Annotated in this window: 15 protein-coding genes; 8 read left to right on the forward strand and 7 right to left on the reverse strand. The window is 49.5% G+C overall.

Annotation, left to right across the window (positions count from 1 at the left end; genetic code table 11):
- Nucleotides 1–25: 25 nt before the first annotated feature.
- Entirely contained in the window at nucleotides 26–3703 is a 3678-nt protein-coding gene (locus AC5ELV_RS03120) for a DNA polymerase III subunit alpha (RefSeq protein ID WP_493429081.1), read from the reverse strand.
- A 137-nt stretch (nucleotides 3704–3840) separates the two neighbouring features.
- Between AC5ELV_RS03120 and AC5ELV_RS03125 the strand changes: the two genes are divergently transcribed.
- The gene (locus tag AC5ELV_RS03125) at nucleotides 3841–4170 is read left to right on the forward strand and encodes a YtrH family sporulation protein (RefSeq protein WP_013309582.1); all 330 of its coding nucleotides are present in this window, start codon (nucleotides 3841–3843) and stop codon (nucleotides 4168–4170) included.
- Between the two features lie 12 nt (nucleotides 4171–4182).
- Entirely contained in the window at nucleotides 4183–4680 is a 498-nt protein-coding gene (locus tag AC5ELV_RS03130; RefSeq protein ID WP_061831708.1) for a sporulation membrane protein YtrI, read from the forward strand.
- A gap of 44 nt (nucleotides 4681–4724) precedes the next feature.
- Here AC5ELV_RS03130 and AC5ELV_RS03135 read toward each other — a convergent pair whose 3' ends face one another.
- The 3 genes from AC5ELV_RS03135 to AC5ELV_RS03145 form a co-directional block, all read right to left on the reverse strand.
- Nucleotides 4725–6059 carry a DRTGG domain-containing protein gene (locus tag AC5ELV_RS03135; protein ID WP_493429341.1) on the reverse strand — a complete coding sequence of 445 codons (1335 nt, stop codon included), beginning with the start codon at nucleotides 6057–6059 and terminating at the stop codon, nucleotides 4725–4727.
- Nucleotides 6060–6258: 199 nt separating this feature from the next.
- Nucleotides 6259–6543, reverse strand: a complete 285-nt coding sequence (locus tag AC5ELV_RS03140) for a hypothetical protein (RefSeq protein WP_250244350.1) — start codon at nucleotides 6541–6543, stop codon at nucleotides 6259–6261.
- Between the two features lie 72 nt (nucleotides 6544–6615).
- Nucleotides 6616–6960 carry a YlbF/YmcA family competence regulator gene (locus tag AC5ELV_RS03145; protein ID WP_013309578.1) on the reverse strand — a complete coding sequence of 115 codons (345 nt, stop codon included), beginning with the start codon at nucleotides 6958–6960 and terminating at the stop codon, nucleotides 6616–6618.
- Between the two features lie 162 nt (nucleotides 6961–7122).
- Here AC5ELV_RS03145 and AC5ELV_RS03150 point away from each other — a divergent pair, with 162 nt between their 5' ends.
- The 6 genes from AC5ELV_RS03150 to AC5ELV_RS03175 are packed head-to-tail and all read left to right on the forward strand — an operon-like array spanning nucleotide 7123 to nucleotide 13884.
- The gene (locus tag AC5ELV_RS03150; protein ID WP_493429082.1) at nucleotides 7123–8493 is read left to right on the forward strand and encodes a YheC/YheD family endospore coat-associated protein; all 1371 of its coding nucleotides are present in this window, start codon (nucleotides 7123–7125) and stop codon (nucleotides 8491–8493) included.
- Nucleotides 8494–8536: 43 nt separating this feature from the next.
- Complete coding sequence (locus tag AC5ELV_RS03155; protein WP_493429083.1) at nucleotides 8537–9691, forward strand: YheC/YheD family endospore coat-associated protein; 1155 nt, start codon at nucleotides 8537–8539, stop codon at nucleotides 9689–9691.
- Nucleotides 9692–9703: 12 nt separating this feature from the next.
- Nucleotides 9704–11074 (forward strand): YheC/YheD family endospore coat-associated protein, encoded by a 1371-nt coding sequence (locus tag AC5ELV_RS03160; protein WP_493429084.1) that lies wholly within the window; start codon nucleotides 9704–9706, stop codon nucleotides 11072–11074.
- Complete coding sequence (locus tag AC5ELV_RS03165; RefSeq protein WP_493429085.1) at nucleotides 11071–12180, forward strand: YheC/YheD family endospore coat-associated protein; 1110 nt, start codon at nucleotides 11071–11073, stop codon at nucleotides 12178–12180. The genes AC5ELV_RS03160 and AC5ELV_RS03165 overlap by 4 nt, the downstream gene beginning before the upstream one ends.
- 16 nt (nucleotides 12181–12196) lie before the next feature.
- Nucleotides 12197–12712 carry a GNAT family protein gene (locus AC5ELV_RS03170; protein WP_061831701.1) on the forward strand — a complete coding sequence of 172 codons (516 nt, stop codon included), beginning with the start codon at nucleotides 12197–12199 and terminating at the stop codon, nucleotides 12710–12712.
- A complete protein-coding gene (locus tag AC5ELV_RS03175) occupies nucleotides 12694–13884 on the forward strand; it encodes a YheC/YheD family endospore coat-associated protein (RefSeq protein WP_493429086.1) in 1191 nt (396 codons plus the stop codon). Before AC5ELV_RS03170 ends, AC5ELV_RS03175 begins: the two co-directional genes overlap by 19 nt.
- Nucleotides 13885–13987: 103 nt before the next feature.
- Here AC5ELV_RS03175 and AC5ELV_RS03180 read toward each other — a convergent pair whose 3' ends face one another.
- The 3 genes from AC5ELV_RS03180 to AC5ELV_RS03190 all read right to left on the reverse strand — a co-directional run bounded on the left by AC5ELV_RS03180 (nucleotide 13988) and on the right by AC5ELV_RS03190 (nucleotide 18311).
- On the reverse strand, nucleotides 13988–14689 hold the full coding sequence (locus tag AC5ELV_RS03180) for an HAD family hydrolase (RefSeq protein WP_025717655.1): 702 nt from the start codon (nucleotides 14687–14689) through the stop codon (nucleotides 13988–13990).
- A gap of 84 nt (nucleotides 14690–14773) precedes the next feature.
- Nucleotides 14774–15436, reverse strand: coding sequence for a class I SAM-dependent methyltransferase (locus AC5ELV_RS03185; RefSeq protein ID WP_493429087.1), 663 nt, complete (start codon nucleotides 15434–15436; stop codon nucleotides 14774–14776).
- A 25-nt stretch (nucleotides 15437–15461) separates the two neighbouring features.
- Complete coding sequence (locus AC5ELV_RS03190; protein ID WP_493429088.1) at nucleotides 15462–18311, reverse strand: methyltransferase domain-containing protein; 2850 nt, start codon at nucleotides 18309–18311, stop codon at nucleotides 15462–15464.
- Between the last annotated feature and the right edge of the window lie 52 nt (nucleotides 18312–18363).

The raw sequence follows: 18363 nt of genomic DNA on the forward strand, positions 1-18363 counted from the left end.
ATAAGGGCGGGTTACTGTGTGCCTATCATTTGACTTTCACCGTGCCTTCACCCAACATCGACTCCATTTGATCAAACAGCTGTGGAGAGGGCTTAATGCTGTAAGCATCGCTTAACGCCAGCAGACGCTGGTTACTCTCATAAAAAAGTACGGTAGGCATAGCACCGGGATGCTCCTGTAGCAGCGCCTTGAGACTGACCAGCAAGCTGGCGTCCTTCTCGGCCTGGCGGGTGATTTTGACAAACACCCGCTGACGAGTGGTCGGCTCCGCGCTGCGCGGGACTGGCACCTGCTCACCGCGAGCCGCTTCGGCTCCGCGCGGTGAAGCCGCCGTCACAGGACGGGCCGCCTTCGGTTGAGGCGAAGCAGATGCAGTGGCTGCCGAAGGCGGGGACGACACACGCGACGCGCTCCCGCCCGGGCCGCCAGCAGCAGAACCAGCAGCTGGTACGGAGGCTCCGGCTGCGGCGGACGAGCGCGTACTGGCACGTCGGCGCTGGAGGAGCCGTGCCAGCGAGTCTTCCGCCAGCGGGGCGGCCTCATCCGCAAGGAGCTTGAAGTGCTCGTCCTGCTGCTGCATCTTGGCTCGAAGCGTAAGCAAAGCTCCCTTTTCAATCCACTGCTGGCTTCGCTTCCATACCTCAGGAAACAGCACAACCTCACAGCGCTCAATCTGGTCCTCCAGCTCTATGAAGGCCATGGCCTTACCCTGCTTGGTCGTGATCGTTTTGAGTGACACTACCATGCCTGCGGTCACAACAACCGTTTCATCTGGGACATCGCCCAGCTCCATCAGACGATCCGCCTCGCTGCTTTCCAACAGCGACTCAAAATCATCTAACGGGTGCCCGGATAAATACAGTCCCAGCAGTTCGCGTTCCAGCTCTAACTGCTGGCTGGCACTAAATTTGGGTACATTGGGATATTCGATATCCCAATTGGGCATTTCCACAAAACCAAACATATCAATTTGCAAGTCATCCCGTTCCTTGCGCCACTTGACAGCTGCATCCACCGTTTCATCCAGCATGGCAAGCAACTGTGCCCGATGACCCGTCAATGAATCAAAGGCTCCTGCCTGAATAAGCGATTCAATCACTCTCTTATTACATACCCGCAAATCGACACGTCGACAAAAATCGAGCAGGCTGTCGAAAGGCCGTTCCTTGCGAACAGCGAGAATGCTCTCCATCGCCTGTGTGCCGACATTTTTAATCGCAGCCAGACCGAAGCGGATGCCTCCCTGCTGTAACGGAGTAAACAACACCCCGCTCTCATTCACATCAGGCGGCAATACTGCGATATCCATACGACGGCATTCGACGACATATTCAGCCACTTTCCGATGACTTCCCATCACAGCTGTCAGCATTGAAGCCATAAATTGTACCGGATAATGGGCCTTTAGATAAGCCGTCTGAAATGCTAGCACACCATAAGCAGCTGCATGGGCACGCGGGAAGCCGTAGTCAGCAAAACGGACAATCATATCGTAAACCCTTCCGGCCTCCTCCTCCGTGTATCCCTGCTTGATACTGCCTTCGACAAAATGCCCGCGCTCCAGATCCAGCACTTCGCGCTTTTTCTTGGACACAGCCCGGCGTAACAGATCGGCTTCTCCCAGGGAAAAGCCCGCCATGCGCGAAGCAATCTGCATGATTTGCTCCTGATACACAATAATACCGTACGTATCCTTTAAGATCGGTTCCAGGTCAGGATGCGGATAAGAAATCTCAATCTGACCATGCTTGGCCTGTATAAAGTTAGGAATAAAGCCCATCGGGCCAGGACGATACAAAGCCAGAACAGAAATGATATCCTCAAATACACTCGGCTTCAAGTCCTTGAGTACCCGGCGTACACCAGCCGACTCCAGTTGGAATACGCCTCCTGTATCTCCTTTGCCCAGCAAGTCATAGGTATGCGGATCATTATCGGGAACACGGCTAAAATCAGGCGTTTCTCCATGCTCTTCCGCAATCCAGTGTATGCACCGTTCAATAATGGAGAGCGTACGCAGCCCAAGGAAATCCATTTTAAGCAAACCAATGCGCTCTAGATTTTCCATCGAGTACTGCGTCAAAGGTACCCCTTCGCTCCCCTCCTGAAGCGGAACCGCATCGGTCAATGGAGTCCGCGAAATGACAACACCTGCTGCATGTGTCGAAGCATGACGAGGCATTCCTTCAACCTTGATCGCCATATCCAGCAGTTCACGTGTCTTGGGCTTCGTTTCATATAGCGTTTTCAGCTCCGGGGTAATTTCCAGCGCATGACGGATATTAATACCTAGCTGCGCCGGAATCAGCTTTGCTGCCTTGTCCACCTCGCCATACGGCACGTTCAATACACGGCCGACGTCACGGACAGCGGCTCTTGCCGCCAGCGTTCCAAAGGTAATAATTTGCGCTACATGCTCATTTCCATACTTCTGTACTACATAGTCAATAACCTCGTCACGCCGCTCATCACTAAAATCAATATCTATATCCGGCATACTAATTCGTTCGGGATTCAGAAACCGTTCAAAGAGCAGGTTGTATTTCATCGGATCGACATTCGTGATGTTAAGCACATAGGCAACCAAACTGCCTGCTGAGGAACCCCGCCCCGGTCCCGTTGCAATCTTATGCTTATGTGCAAAGGCAATAAAATCCCATACAATCAGGAAATAATCGCTGAAACCCATACTGTCAATGGTATTTAACTCATAGTTTAGCCGTTGATTCAGCCTTTCCCGTTCCTCCGGTTGCTCCCATCCGGGATCGCTTCCATAGCGACGCTCCAGCCCTTGCACGCACAGATTGCGTAAATAGGGCGAAGAGGTCATTCCTTCCGGTAGCGGGCGATATTCAGGCAAAATGGATTGACCGAATTCCAACTCCAGTTCGCATTTTTCAGCAATACGCACCGTGTTGGCGATGGCTTCTGCTACATGCGGAAATAAACGAGCCATATCCTCCTGACTTTTCAGATACAACTGACGTGTTGGTATACGCAAGCGCTCCTCATCGTCAACTGTCTTCCCTGTCCCGATACAGATTAGAACGTCCTGCACGTCCGCATCCGGCTCAGTCAAGTAATGCACGTCATTCGTCGCCACCAGTGGAATATTCAGTTCCTTCGCCAGTGCGATCAAGAGAGGATTTACGCGTTTTTGCTCCGAAAGACCATGATCCTGAAGTTCCAGATAAAAATCATCGCCAAAAATGTTACGATATCGCTCCGCTGCTCGTCGTGCTTCGGCTTCCCGACCATGCAGTAAATGCTGCGGCACTTCACCGCCCAAACAAGCGCTCAGGCATATGATGCCTTCATGATGGGCAGCCAAAGCCTCCATGTCGATGCGCGGCTTGTAATGAAAGCCCTCCAAATGGCCGATGGAGCACAACTTCATCAGATTTTGATAGCCTGTTTTATTTTTGGCGAGCAAAATTAAATGATATATGGGCTGATCCTTCCGGCTGCCACGCTCCTTGCGCGATCCTGCCGTCATATAGGCCTCACACCCAATAATCGGCTTAATGCCGTTCTCTACACACGCTCTATAAAAAGGAATGGCACCGTACATGACCCCGTGATCTGTAAGGGCCAGCGCCTTCATTCCATAAGCTGATGCCTGTTTGACCAACTCCGCGGTACGAGCCGCGCCGTCCAGCAGGCTGTACTCGCTATGAACATGCAAATGCACAAATGAACTCATGCGCTTCTCTTCCTTTCACCGCTTGATTTTCTTCAAACTATTTTATCATATCCGCGTTAGTAGCGCCCATAGAATAAAAGTACAGACCACGGCGGACAAGCGCGGTCCTGATTCGTATACCTAAGGAGGAAAAGAGCATGAGCACTTTTATATCCAAAGCGATTCTCGACTTCTTCATAGCCTTCGGCATCGTGCTCGGGGGAGCCATGCTCGGCGGAATGGGAGCTGTGGTATCGCTTCAGCCGCCTACCCAGACGATGCTGGAGGTTGCCGGAAGAATTAAAATATGGGCGCTTGCCGCCGCTGTGGGGGGGACGATGGACCCGATCCGGGTCATTGAAAGCAATATGTTGGATGGTAATTTGTCACCTGCCATTAAGCAGATATTGTATTTGATTTTCGCCTTTTTAGGCGCTCATATGGGTGCAGAGCTGGTCAAGTGGGTATGCGGCAACGGACGGCCGTGAGGTGAAACGACTATGAGAGTCCCCCCCTTTGAGCGCCTGCGCCCTTTTATGCAATTATCCTCCGTCTTTGTACTCGGTATGATTACGGGAGGAATGATCTACAACGCCATCTGGCATGCCAGCTTCAATCAGCTGTGGACGAACAACCAGGATCTTCAATTCCAGCTCCAGCAAGCCGAGGAGGACAACAAAACATTGCGCAAATACAGCAAGCGCCAAACTGTTGTTAAAGAAATTAAGCTGATCGCGGAGGAAGCTTCAGCCGAAAAAATTGATTCTATCAACCTGAAGGAACTTCTTCGCCGTGTCAGTCGTGATCTGGAGGTGCTGCGTGGCAGAGATATGTTTGAGATTGACTCTGACAGCAAGCTGGTACGTATGTTGCTGCACCAAAAAAAATACACCGTTCGTGACAAGGAGTATACGATCCAGGTCAAAACGATGCTTGTAATGGAAGGTGTGCTGCAAATTTGGCTGGAAGCAAAAGAAAGATTGCCTGAAAGCCACTAAGTCGATCTATTCGACTTTACACCTTGCTCCAATCCATGGGTAGACTAACCATGTTCAATGGATTGAAGCGTCATCACTGCTTTGCATACCAAATGATTTTCCCGTGAAATTGCAATTTCTAGCTTGCAGGTGCGGCGACTCATCTCGAGCAGCAACGGACGAAGAACGACAGCATCCTCTATCTGTACGGGTCTAATAAAATAAGTCGTCAAATTGTCCAGCACGTAATCCTTGCCAGTCATGTCTCTAGCTGCCCGGTAGCCCGCCTGTGTCATCACGTTGACCAGTACGCCTTCCGAGATCGTACCTAAATTAGTTGCCATTTGCGGAATGATAAAACCGCGAAAAAATAACGATCCATCCTCATTACGCTCTTCAGCAAACCCGTTCCATATCAACTGGTCGAATGTCTCGCCAAGTTGTGGCTGCTTTTGGGCGTTACGCAGCGCCTCCAGCACCTCACGCCGTGTAACGGACCCGAGCAGCTTGCGGTTGCGGTCCACGACCGGCAAGTAATCCACACCTTCCCACGCCATCATCTGCGCGGCTGAGGCCAGCGAGGTCTGGTAGGTGACCGTTATCGGATTGCGGATCAGACATTTATCCATCGTATGCTCAGGTTGAAGCCCCTCCACATCTTTGCGGCTGACGATACCAATTAAACGATTCCATTCATCCACTATTGCAAAATGATGATGTCCGGTCGTCACCGAAAGTTCTTCAAACTCGGTAAGCGTGCTGTTGATTTTCAAGGTCAACGTTTTCGGTTTGCCTGCTGTAATGTCTTCAATCAGCATAATTTTCTTTTTGATCAAGCGGTCAAATATGGCTCTATTAATCATAGATGCCACTGTAAAAGTATCATGGCGTGAGGAAATAATCGGCAGACTGATCTTGTCTGCGAGCTGCTTAACCTCTCGGCTCGTACCGAAGCCCCCTGTAATCAGCACACCTGCCCCCTGCTCCAATGCAAGTGAATGCGCATCCTCACGGTTACCTACGATCAGCAAACTGCCTGCGTCAATATAACGGGCCATAGCTTCCTCGCGCATCGCTCCGATCACATACTTGTGCAAGGGCTTCTCCAGCCCCTCACTTCCGCCCAGCACATGTCCCTCTACAATATTCACGACATCTGCAAAGGTCAGCTGCTCGGACAAGCCGCGCGGGCGCTTCTCCACTCGTACAGTTCCGATCCGTTCCTTGGTAATGACGATTCCCAGGTTCTCGGCTTCCTTCACGGCCCGATAGGCCGTTCCTTCGCTGACGCTCATTTCTTTAGCCAACCTGCGCACAGAAATTTTGGAGCCTATTTTCAACTGCTCGATATGTCGCAATAGCTGCTCATGCTTCGTAACTGTTTCATCTAGCCCGTCCAACTCTGTTACACCCCCAACGTTCAATCTGTATCATTCTGTATCTATTATAGCACAAAATCCCTTTATTTTAGACCTTTGTTCATTTTGAGTTCTCTGCTTCGGAAATAGCAAAAAAGCGATCCCCTCTTTTACAAGGACCGCTTCTTACTATGATTGATTTGTAAGCTGGGAGACAAGCCCAGAACAAGCTGAAAAAAACTCACTGCATGCTACCTTTGTCAGCTTTTTTATCCCACTTCATCTGCCACTGCTGCATTTTGGCCCGCCGCACACGCTCCAACGTTTTACGCTTTTCCTCGTCCACACCCAGCAAAAAATGCATGTTCGCTCCGATGACTAGCAGTGCAAAAAGTACCCATACCATCCCAAAGCCGTTGACCCAATTCAACCCGCCTGCAAGCGAGATGCGTGGTAACGCGACCAAGACCATAGCTAGGGCAATCAGTGTGTACAAACCGTGTTTCCATTTCTTAAATGAACCCAATCGTATCCCTTCCTCTCCCTGTGACTCTATGTATCTAGTCTATGAGAGGACAGGAAGGAATATGAGACAAACTTACAGAGATGAACCGTACAAATCTTGAAGACTGTCTGCAATAATTTTGTTAACGTCCTCAATAATCACGCTCAGGCGACGTTCAGCGTCGAACAGGCGACGAATGTTGAGATTCAAGCTAAGTACCTCAAACAGCTTCTCCATCTTTTCCATCTCTTCCTGTGCTGGCATATCGCCGCTCATCATCCGTTGCTGTACTTCCATTTGGCGTTCACGGAAATCGTCGAGCATTTTCTTGGCTTCTGGATCGGTTTCGATCAGCTTCATGGCTGACGTAATTTCCTCTACCTCTTTGCTTTCCTTCAATGCTTTCGCTAAATCATGGGCTTTGTCATAGATGTTCATGATTGTTTATTCCTCCAATACAAGTTTAGTGTCAACATTTCACATTGTCCGTCAATCACCAAGGGATATATGTCCTCATATGATGAATCAGTGCTATTACAGCCCATTCACGTTTCCCGTTACTTTCAAGACATCAAGTTGCTGCCCGGAAGGAGATCCACGATGTCCATCAAAAAAACAACGATTCAAATCATCGGATCGGGCATCTTGCAGGATGACGTACTCATGGTCGGCGAGTCCCTGCTTCGCAAATGGAAAATATCCGCTGGCCACCCCGTTCAGCTCGCCTTCGGTTCGTTCCGCCAAGAGGTTACCGTCATATCGGTGCCCCGCTACAGCGGCCTACGTGTGGGAAGCGTGCTAGCCCGAAAAATGGGGCTTCATGCCAATTGTGATCTGCGAGTAACCTACAGCCGAGGTCGCCGGACACTTCGAGTGGGCCCACTTATTAGCGTGCTGGTCAGTCGGGACTATCCCGAACAGCCCGACAAGCCTTTCGGGTCGATCACCCTGTTCTGCCGTGAACTAGTCGGGGAATGCCGCAGACAAGGAGCATATGTGTATTTTTTCACCCCGGAGCATATCGGAAGTCAGCCCGGGCGAGTTCAGGGATGGGTGTATGACGGAGGCTGGAAAAAGACGGTCATGCCCGCCGGTGATGTCGTCAATAACCGGCTTACCTCCCGTAAACTCGAGAACAGAACTAGCGTACAGCATTTCATGAAAGAAGTAAAATCGCAGTACGGCACGGCCATTTTTAATGAAAAGTTTCTGGATAAGAATGAAGTGTTTGATGCGCTTAAATCTAATTCTTCCCTGCGCAAGTATTTACCCGAGTCCCACTTGCTGCAAACCTTTGCTGTTTTCAAAAAAATGTGCAACCAGTATCCCGCTGTTTTTCTCAAGCCAGTGCGCGGAAGCCTGGGTAAAGGCATAATGCGCATTAACAAGCAAACCGATGGCACCTTTTCGGTGCTATCCACAACAGCGGGCACACCCCGCAAGCAAACGTATGCCAACGTAGATAAGCTGTACAAAAGCTTAGCGGGAAAAATGAAAACAACACGCTTTCAACTCCAACAGGGACTTACCTTGATTGATCACGGTAAGCGTCCGGTCGACTTTCGTGCGCTTGTGCAGAAAAATTCGTCCGGAACCTGGACCGTAACATCCATTGTCGCCCGGATCGCCGGAGGCAGCCACTTTGTGTCCAATCTGGCAAGAGGAGGCACGCTGAGTACAGTCAAGGAAGCACTTGCCAAAACCACGCTGCCCGCAACCGTCAAATCGAATGGGCATACCTCTCTCAAAACAGCAGCACTGGATATCGCAAGCGGAGTAGAAAAAGCAATTCCCGCCCATTTCGCGGAATTTGGTATTGATCTGGCAATAGACAGCACGGGGCGTATCTGGTTGCTGGAGGTCAATTCGAAGCCATCGAAGAATGACAACACACCGTTAAATGATCAGAAAACTCGCCCGTCCGTTAAAAAAATGATTGAATATTGCTGTTATTCAGCCGGCTTCAAATGAATTCATCTCTTCCAGAGTCTGGCTGCCAAAGGAGCTGTTGTCGGTGTCTCTTGTTGTGCCAGGCACGCTGGGCGTGCTTGTTAGCCGGAATCAGGCCGCCACTCCCCCTATTACCGAAGCCGATTTTTGCCGCAGGCTAAGTCTGTTGGGCAGGCGCTCTGGTCTTAGCGTAATGGCGTTTACCGCCGAAGGAGTTTCACCTGAAGATCACTCCATTCAAGGTTATGTTTATCGTAACGGAGTATGGACATCCGGCCGTTTTCCGTTGCCGGACATTGTGTATAACCGCTGTCTCCATGCCCACGAGAGCCAGAATGCCAGGCGCACACTGGGAGATATGGCGGAGCAAAAATCGCGCAAGCTCATCTACTGGTCGCGTAACTTACCTGGCAAATGGCAGGTGTATCGCGCTTTGCATGCGGTAGATAAAGTGCGTCCCTTTGTGCCGCCTACGGCGCCTTACCGGGACACGGCCCAGCTTGTGGAATGGCTACGACGCCATTCGGAGCTGTTTATGAAGCCACAGGCCGGAACACATGGCAAGAGCACACTGTATCTCCGGCTGGCAGAAGGAGGCCAGGGACTACTTGTACAGGGTAGAGACTCCCGTAACCGCCCGTTCCGGCGTTTGTTTCCCGAACTGGATGCAGGATTGTCATGGATCCACGGAATTGCACACAAACGCGCTTATATCGTGCAGCCTTATTTGAAATTAACAAGCCAAGACAATCATCCCTTTGATGTTCGCGCACTCATGCAAAAGGATGGCAACGGCTATTGGCGCCTGACGGGCTTTGCCGTAAGAGAAGGCAGACAAGGAACTCTGACTTCTAATCTTCACGGTGGGGGCGAAGCCCATCCGGCTGAGCCTTATCTACGTGAACAATTTGGCGCGGACACCACGCGTCTCATCATCGGACAGATGATGGCGCTGTCCTCGACCATTACCAGGGCGCTGGAGGAACGTTATGGCCGCCTTGGCGAGTTGGGAATTGATTACGGTATTGACCGGAGCGGGCACATCTGGCTATTGGAGGTTAATTCCCGACCTGGTCGGGCCTCCTTTTTTCAGACCCGTCAGTCAGAGTGCGCTTTCCAGTCGGTCAACCGCCCGCTCGAATATGCTCGATATTTAATGACCCATTCCAAAGCGACAGGGCCAAAGGGCGCGGGCGCCTCCCTTGAACATACGGTATAGGAGGATAAACAGATGAGTTTAACGCATTGCAATGTGCATTTCTCACAGCAGCCCGACAAGGTGGCGTATATATCCACTGCCTTGTTGAAAAGCCTTAAATTATCCGGAGCCAAGTCCGTTCGTCTGCGGCTCGGTAAGGATCAGATTCCCGCTACAGTAAAACCAATTCAGAAGGCGGGACGCCATCTATACTTGACCTCCGGCTTACGTAATGCAATCCGTGTTCCCAAAAGCGGGTCCATCTATTTACGAAATCTGGATGGGGATATACAGCTAGGGCCGTTGATTGGCGTGCTGTCTGACGGTACCAGCTCCACCACTCGCCCTTTCGGATCACGCACAGGCTTTATTAAGCAACTGCTGAAGGAAGGCAGTAAAAAATCTTATATTTTTGCCTTCACCCCTCGGGATATCAACTGGCAAAATGATACGATTAACGGCTATTTTCTGTCATCCAACGGAGAATTCACACGTAAACTTGTACCTTTGCCGGACGTGATCTATAACCGTTTGCCGAGCCGACGCTCTGATTTTTCCCCGGCGATCAATCAACTACGCGAACGCTTTTCCCGCAAACGAATTCCCTTCTTTAACTGGAGCTTTTTCAATAAGTCCGATATCTATAATCTGCTGGAAAATAATCCAGATGTTAACCGCTATGTCCCTGAATCATATATGAATCCCAGCTCTGAACGTATCCGAGGTATGTTGGAGCGACATCAATTTGCTTATTACAAGCCAAGTGGAGGCAGCCTCGGTAAAGGAATCTACCGTCTGTCCCATGTTCCCAAGCAAGGCTATTTTGTGAGGTACCGCAAGAAAAATAGCAATGTATTGCTAAAATTCACCTCTTTTAACTCCATGCTCAGGATGCTTCACTCCAATCAGGGACAGATGTTAAAGGGGTATGTCATTCAACAGGGTATCCAGCTGATTGAGATTGACAATTGCCCGATTGATTTCCGCTTTCACATGCATAAAAATGGAAATAATCAATGGGTCGTCGTCGGCATTGGAGCCAAAAAAGCCGGACGTGGCAGTGTCACGACCCATATCAAAAATGGCGGCTCCCTTATGACACCTGAACAGGCGTTGAACCGGGTATTCGGAGACCGGGCGGGTGAAGTGCTTCAACGTGCCAAGAACGTAGCAGTTACGCTCGCTGAAGCCATTGAACACCACCACCAGCATCTACTGGGTGAAATCGGCTTTGATCTGGGTATTGATCAGGATGAAAAGGTATGGATGTTTGAAGCCAACTCCAAGCCAGGCCGATCCATTTTTCAGCATCCATCGTTGCGTGCGGAGGGTAAAGCATCCGTGGAGCATATTTTGGACCACTGTCTTTACCTCAGTAAATTCCGCAGAAAAGAGGAACTATGAATACCCGGGCGGAGCATAAGCCAGTCGTTGCTGTATTGACTGTGCACGACGAAGGGCAATTTTTCAAGGGTAATCAGCGCAATTTCAGGGATATTCTTGAAACGGGAACACGGATGGGATACCAAGTGTACATTGTTACCGTCAGGGACCTGAAACTGGCAGATGAGACGGTTAAGGGCTATGTCTTCAACAAGAGCTTACAGACGTGGGAGGAACAGAATTTTCCACCTCCACAGGTCATTTATAATCGCATCCCTAACCGTAATTATGAACTTAAAACCTCTGTGCGCACAAAGTTGGATGAAATTTCACATGCTTCAGGCATTGAACTGTACAATCCAGGCTTTTTTAACAAATGGGAACTGTTCAAGTGGTTGCGTACCTCGGAAACCACTCGTCAGCTTGTTCCGGCAACCAAACGGTTAAGCAACCTGTCTTCCTTAGGAAAAATGCTGTCTGCGTATCCATACCTGTATCTCAAGCCGGAAAACGGTAAGGCCGGAAAAGGGATTATGATTCTTAAATTCCGCCCGGAACATCTAATGGCTTACAGACTGACCATTCAGCATGACAAAAAAAGTGTAACCTACAGATCTGTATCGCTATCCCGGCTGTGGGGACGTATCCGCCGGGAAGCGGGCAACTCGCCTTATATCATTCAACAGGGTATCGATCTGGCAACCTATCAGAAAAAACCCTTCGACCTGCGTATCCTGGTACAAAAAAATATCCGTGGCTCCTGGAGTATAACCGGGGTCGGTGCCAGACTGGCGGGTAAAGGGAGCATTACCACACATGTCCCGCGTGGCGGGAGTGTAGAAGACCCGTTCAAGCTACTGTCCTCACTGTTTGGGCCTGAGGACAGCACGGATCTACTGAACAAAGTTAAAAGTACGGCCATACAGATTGCACGACAAATTGAACGCGCATCCGGTCTTTCTCATGGCGAAATGTCCATGGATTTGGGCGTGGATACGCTCGGAACCCTCTGGTTTTTTGAGGCCAATGCCAAACCGATGAAATTTGACGAGCCGGAAATCCGCCAAAAGTCGCTTAGACGCATATTCCAGTACAGCTCCTTTTTGGCCGGACGAATGAAATCATGATCAAGGAAGTGGAATCATGCCGCAAATTAGCGATGTTCAACATTTGCCTGCCCGGAGCTGGCTGCTGAGACGACGACAGTTACTGTTTCTGGCCCGCAGCTCAGGGGGCATGCGCATTACTCGTAATGCTCTGCGGCAGTTGGCTGTTTTGACGCCGGAGCAATTGAACACCCCTGGTTCCTCCCTCCTGTGCGCATATGTGCGCACGGAGAAGGGGCTGCGGATTGCGGGATTTTCCCTCGCTCTGAATTACGGGAAGGATGCTTGCATCGTAATTGTTCGTCCGCTTTACCGGGGCCGCAGACTGGGCGCTAGACTGCTGTCCGCCCAGCTCAAACAGCTGCGCCGTCTGACGTGCAGCGTAGCCGCCGACAATATGGCCAGTCTCAAAACCTGTTTCCGCGCTGGACTGGTTGCGCATGAAATGACGACTGGACCGACTGGGAAACCCACGCTGATATTTCACGGAGAGTTATCCCAAGATAAGCAGACGGCAGAGGAAGGTGGAATGCTGTGCCAAAACCTGTCCTAGGCATCATGACCTTGTATTTGAACAACAAGAAGCAATTGGAGGAACGCGACATATATGAGCGCATGATTGCAGAAGGGAAAAGGCTGGGGCTGGATATGTATGTATTCACTCCTGCGGATGTCCATAAGGATCGCAGGCTGCTCCTTGCCCAAATCTATGATCCACACAGCGGAAAATGGACCCGAAAATGGCGAGAGTTTCCAGATATGATTTTCGACCGTTGCCGGGTACAGCGCAGTGAGCGATATCGTCAGTTGAAGCAGTTCCGATTGCAATACACAGACCTTGTATATTTAAACCGACCGCTGAGTAACAAGTGGGTCATTCATCAGCAGCTTGCGAGAAGGTCTGCCTTTCGCCCCCATTTGCCTGCAACAGAGCTGTTCAATGGATTTCATAGTGTAAAACGGATGCTCAAACAGAATTCACTAGTGTACCTCAAGCCGATTAACGGTACGGGAGGACGCGGCATTTTACGTATTGAACCTGTTAACAAGCAAGGGGGCCTGTATCTGATTGAAGGCCGCAATCGCAAACGCCATATTATTCCCCAGCAGCGGGTACGTCTAGACCGTCTGGAGCCGCGTCTGAGCAGTTGGAACATGGATAACTACATTGTTCAGGAAGGCATTCCTGTGCAGTTGCCGAATGGCAGGGTCCATGATTACCGTATGCTGGTACAGAAAAATAGCCAAGGAGTATGGGAGCTAACCGGATGCGCCGGGCGAATCGGGGCACATCGGAGTGTCACTTCCAACCTGCATGGTGGAGGCAAGGCGGTACCGATGAACCAATTGCTGACGCAATGGATTCGTGATGAGGGCCATAGAGAGAAAATCATCAAGCAAGGGGAAAAACTCGGACTGGACATCGCTGCGTATCTGGAAGAAAGCTACGGGGCATTGTGCGAGCTTGCGCTCGATTTGGCAATTAATAAGGACGGTCATATATACGTGCTGGAAGTCAACCCGAAACCAGCCCGCGAGGTATTTTCACGTATTGGAGAAAAAGATACCTATCGCCGTTCCATCGCCAAGCCCATGGAATACGCCCTGTGGGTCTACCACACTCAGATTAATCCAAAGCCTCAGACGGACCACAAAGCAGAAGATAAAACAGAAGATAAAGCAGAAAATAAGACAGAGAATAAGACAAAGGAAGGCTCCGCGTAAAGTGGCTGCCTTCCTTTCTTTTTTCGTCTGCCCGACAGTACCAGCATGTTTTAATTATATGGTGCGTCGAGCCTATTTATAACCAATTACCTGTGTTTCACAGTTACTCGGCGTTTTTATAAAGTGTAAGCAGTTGCGTAAAGTCTGTAATAATCGCATCGGATCCCTTCAACTCATCGTTCACACCAAATCCCGCATAAGCACAACCGATCACCGTCTGTCCGTTCTTTTTGCCTGCTTCCACATCTGAGGAACGATCTCCTACCATCCATACATTTGAAATATCGTGCTTGCTCAACAGAATTTCCAGCAAATTCACTTTGGAAAGCGTGCTGTACTCCCCAGCGCTGTACAGTCCTTCAAAAATGGGAACCATTTCGTACGCAGCAGCGATCCCCTTTACATAATCCTCCAGCCCGTTACTGGCTACGAACAATCGGACACCTTGCTCATGAAGGGCCTGGAGTGTTTCTTTTACATGTGGATACAGGGCATGACTTCCGTTCTTCAATCCCTCCAGTTCCAGCTGAAGCAGCAGCTCGTCCGCTCTTCTGTGGGCCGCTTCGCTGGCTTCCGGCATCACTCTTCTCCAGATTTCATCCAGCAGCATACCCAAACTATTCAAAATAAGCTCCTCGGGAGGAGTCTCTCCTTCATAAAGCCCTTCGGCGCGCAGCGTATCAAACAGCTTGTGGTACGCAGGAAGCAATAGCGTCTCCGTCTGAAAAAGTGTACCGTCCATATCAAATACCATAGCCTCAGGTTTCTTCAACACAGGTGCATTGTTCATGTAGTTATCAGTCATTCCTTTCCTATGTAGGTTTACAACTCTAACCCCTCTCATGATAAGCAATAAGAGAGGTCCGTGTAAACCTCATTGCGCATACCGCTAACTCTTATATTTTTTTAAAACAGTCCTGAAACAATGCAAACCGCCCCACATATCCGTGTGTAAAGCACCCTGTGGTAGCTTGAAATCCACACCATTCCAATACGAAAATCCCGCCTGCTCTATCCATTGCTCCATCGCTGATAGGTCCACTGTAGGGTAATCGAACGTCAGCAAAAGCATTCCGTCATCCCGTAAGGTCCGGTGAAATTCACGTAAGGCTGCCAAAGATTCGTCAGGTGTTAAATGCTCCAGCACCGAAATACATACAATTTTGTCAAAACTGGCATCCTCATAGGGCAGAGCCGTCAGATTGGCATGTGCGGAGTGGAGACGAACTGGTAAAATCTCCTGAATGCGCTCGGCAGCCTCCTCTCCGATATCCCGTCGCACCTCGGCCAAGATGGCATCCACGGAAACGATCCGTATATCCAGATCGCAGGCATAGACCTGAGCGCAACGGCGGGCCAATTCAAATTTGAATGGATGTGGGATTCCACATGCTGCGTCTAGCACTGTATCTTGACCGGACATAAATTGGAGACACCACTCATACTCATAGGGGCGACTCCACCAGCTTTGGGGGAGTCTGTAAATTATGCTGGAGGAGTTGGGATCAGAATATACAAAAAAGCGAGACAGATACGGGTCGGACATGTTCATGGATGCTGCCTCCTTTTGGGCATGATTAAATTACTCTTGCGACACAGCACAGTTCATGACCCCGTTTCTCGCCTTGAAGTTTAGCCAGCAATCCCATTTGCTCCGTAAAGGCAAGATCACCGTACAAAGGATGGGCTTGCAGCAAGGCATCCAAACCAGAGGGAAGCTGGCGGGTGAACATAGCCACCGAGCGCAACCCAGACTTTTCCAGTAAGAGCGCCAGCGTATGCTCAGAATAATGATATAAATGATCTTCCTCCGTAAATAAAGGTGAATAAACGCCATAAGCCTCATTGGTGAACGAGTTTTTGTTGGGCACTGTAATATATAACGTCCCGTCAGGTTGAAGCTGTTCGCGTAAATCTGTCAAAAATGCAACAGGGTCCGCAATATGCTCCAGCACATGCCAGCATGCTACGGCCTCGTATTTATGATCCAGTGGTAATTCAGTATCTTCTTCTGCTTCTTGTATTTCTTGTGCTTCATTCAATTCCTGTATATCACATGCTTCATCGGTTTCAGTATCTTCTTCGGTTTCACCGTTCCAGTAACCCGGCAATAAATCCACGTCATATTTGTGTTTGGCGTAAGCACGCGAGTCTATGGAAGGTTCAATGCCCACTGCATCCCAGCCGGCTTGAAGGGCAGCATGGATAAATTCTCCGGTACCTGATCCAATCTCAAGCAATTTTCCTTTACCGGAACTGAACATATCCAGTAGCATGAGTCCAAAAAGGGCATGATCTCCATAAGTTGAAGCTGCTGCACTATCCCGCATAGCAACCCATTCGGCATTATAAATTTTTGCAATCATATCCTCTGGCTGTATATGATCCACATCATTACGAAAAACCAATCCACAGGAACCGCATCCCATCAAGGTAAAGCGTTCATAGCTATGAAATACTGCCGTGTCAGATGAGCCACACAGTTTGCATTTCATACCATGCTCCGCTCCTTTCTCCTTGCCTTTACCATAAAGTACGTCTTTTGTTTCACTTTTTATTTGTAGATCGGAATTATTCATAACCTGAACACTCGAAATCTCGGCAACATCCATGTCGTTTACCTGGTGGGCAGCTTCATATTCTGGTGCAGTTTCTTTTTCTGCATTTATGTTGTCCTGATCTACCCAGAGCGTAAGTCGGGGGTTCGGGTCCAAAATAGATTCATATTGCTCTTTCCAGCCATAACGAGCACTTGGATCAAGCAACTGGTACCGCTGAAATTTGGCCATGCGAATAGCAGGTGTACACCATCCCCAATGCTGGATGCGGTAGTTGCTGATTTCACTGGGAAGGTCAAGCACATTTTCGGGAAATCTCCCACAGTGTAGGGACTGCTCCTTCCATTTATAAGAGAACCCTTCCTTATATCGAATTAAAAAAGGACGGTAATACTGATGAGCCTGCCAATAATCATCATCGCGGTAATGCGTGGAAGTCCACATATCAAACAACCTGAAACAAATCGTATCCGCTTTCGTTCCCGCTAACAACGAATGTACCCCTTGAGCAAAACCGGGTTCGAACATTTCGTCAGCATCCATGTTTAATATCCATTCCGGTAAAGAAGCCAACGTCTCTCTCCACTGCTGCTTACGCAGCTCCACTTCATTGGTAAAAGAAGCTGTTTCATTGCGTATTAAACGCAATGGGATTCCCTTCAGGATCTCCCGGCACAACTCTCCGCTATCATCCTGACTGCCATCATCAATAATGACCGCTTCATCAATATATTCCCGATGACTCCTCAGCACGTCAATGAGCTTGCGATCTGCCTCATTGTATACCGTCATAGTCAGCGTCAATTTGGGTTTGGAGACAGGCGGCGTATGAAGTTCACTTTGTCGTGGACCAGAGAACGTTTGTGGTGCAGCAAAAGAATCTGCATTGTACTTGGCAAAGACAGCTGACTCACGGAGATGATACGGTATAACAGGAGGTTCAGGGAAATTAGAGGGACTTGCTGATGCAGAACGATTGAAGTCAGGAGAGTTAGTAGAAGTATCGGAATGATCCAGATATGCTAAATGTTCTGAATGGTCTTTATGAACAGCGCTCGTTGTAAAATACTTTAGGGTGAATAGTAGCTGCTCCGCCTTCATTCTGTCCGCTTCCCGGTACAGATGCATCGCTGGATAGTGTGTATCGACAAAAAGTGGAAATCCAAATGCAGCTGCCCGAATACAGAAATGTCGATCTTCTCCCCAATAGGAAACGTTTTTGATTTTACCAAAGTGAATCCCTGCTTCCAGTGCACGTCTGCGGATCAGGGTGCAAGCGCCTAAACCACCCACCTCATACAAACCAGGAACGTGCAATTGGTGTATGAAATGCAACTCGCGTTGCGCTCGCTCCTCTGCCGACAACACTTCGCCTTCTTCACGATGGAACAAATTATATTCATCACTAACCCACACCTGAGGCAATAGCGGCCCCTCCGGCTGCCAGCGTGTCCAGAAAATCTCAGATACAATATCCTTCTCCGCTTCTACCAGCTTACATAAGGTACGGGAATGGAGAATCAGGTCTGAATCGACCAAAAACAGCGCGTCATAATTATGCTGAAGTGCATAATCAATAAGACGATTTTTAAAGCCAGCCACTTTCCAGACGAGGGCAGGCGGCCAATAATGAGTGTGCTCATCACTTCGGTTCTCCACTTGCTGTGAGCCTGTCAACAAGGGCAAAACCCTGCCCGGCAGCCGATTGGAAAAATCAGCAAGCCATTGGCTTGAAGTGGGATTGTCATTATCATCGACAAATAAATAATCGGGCAGCACGTCAGGTGCCTCCAGTCGCTCCAAAGCTTGAAGAAATAAAGACAATATCTCCGGCTTCTGGTGCACCGGGCTACCGATTAGTATACGCATGATTCAACGCCTCCATCAGGTAGAAGCCTCATAACCGTTCCCCCTCCATGTC

The organism is Paenibacillus sp. NMA1017, assembly GCF_058895805.1.

Excerpts from the sequence above, each read along its gene's own strand:
- AC5ELV_RS03160 (WP_493429084.1), top strand. The coding sequence starts at position 9,704 with ATGAGTTTAACGCATTGCAATGTGCATTTCTCACAGCAGCCCGACAAG.
- AC5ELV_RS03120 (WP_493429081.1), bottom strand. The coding sequence starts at position 3,703 with ATGAGTTCATTTGTGCATTTGCATGTTCATAGCGAGTACAGCCTGCTG.
- AC5ELV_RS03180 (WP_025717655.1), bottom strand. The coding sequence starts at position 14,689 with ATGACTGATAACTACATGAACAATGCACCTGTGTTGAAGAAACCTGAG.
- AC5ELV_RS03190 (WP_493429088.1), bottom strand. The coding sequence starts at position 18,311 with ATGCGTATACTAATCGGTAGCCCGGTGCACCAGAAGCCGGAGATATTG.
- AC5ELV_RS03165 (WP_493429085.1), top strand. The coding sequence starts at position 11,071 with ATGAATACCCGGGCGGAGCATAAGCCAGTCGTTGCTGTATTGACTGTG.
- AC5ELV_RS03185 (WP_493429087.1), bottom strand. The coding sequence starts at position 15,436 with ATGAACATGTCCGACCCGTATCTGTCTCGCTTTTTTGTATATTCTGAT.
- AC5ELV_RS03150 (WP_493429082.1), top strand. The coding sequence starts at position 7,123 with ATGTCCATCAAAAAAACAACGATTCAAATCATCGGATCGGGCATCTTG.
- AC5ELV_RS03170 (WP_061831701.1), top strand. The coding sequence starts at position 12,197 with ATGCCGCAAATTAGCGATGTTCAACATTTGCCTGCCCGGAGCTGGCTG.
- AC5ELV_RS03130 (WP_061831708.1), top strand. The coding sequence starts at position 4,183 with ATGAGAGTCCCCCCCTTTGAGCGCCTGCGCCCTTTTATGCAATTATCC.
- AC5ELV_RS03125 (WP_013309582.1), top strand. The coding sequence starts at position 3,841 with ATGAGCACTTTTATATCCAAAGCGATTCTCGACTTCTTCATAGCCTTC.
- AC5ELV_RS03145 (WP_013309578.1), bottom strand. The coding sequence starts at position 6,960 with ATGAACATCTATGACAAAGCCCATGATTTAGCGAAAGCATTGAAGGAA.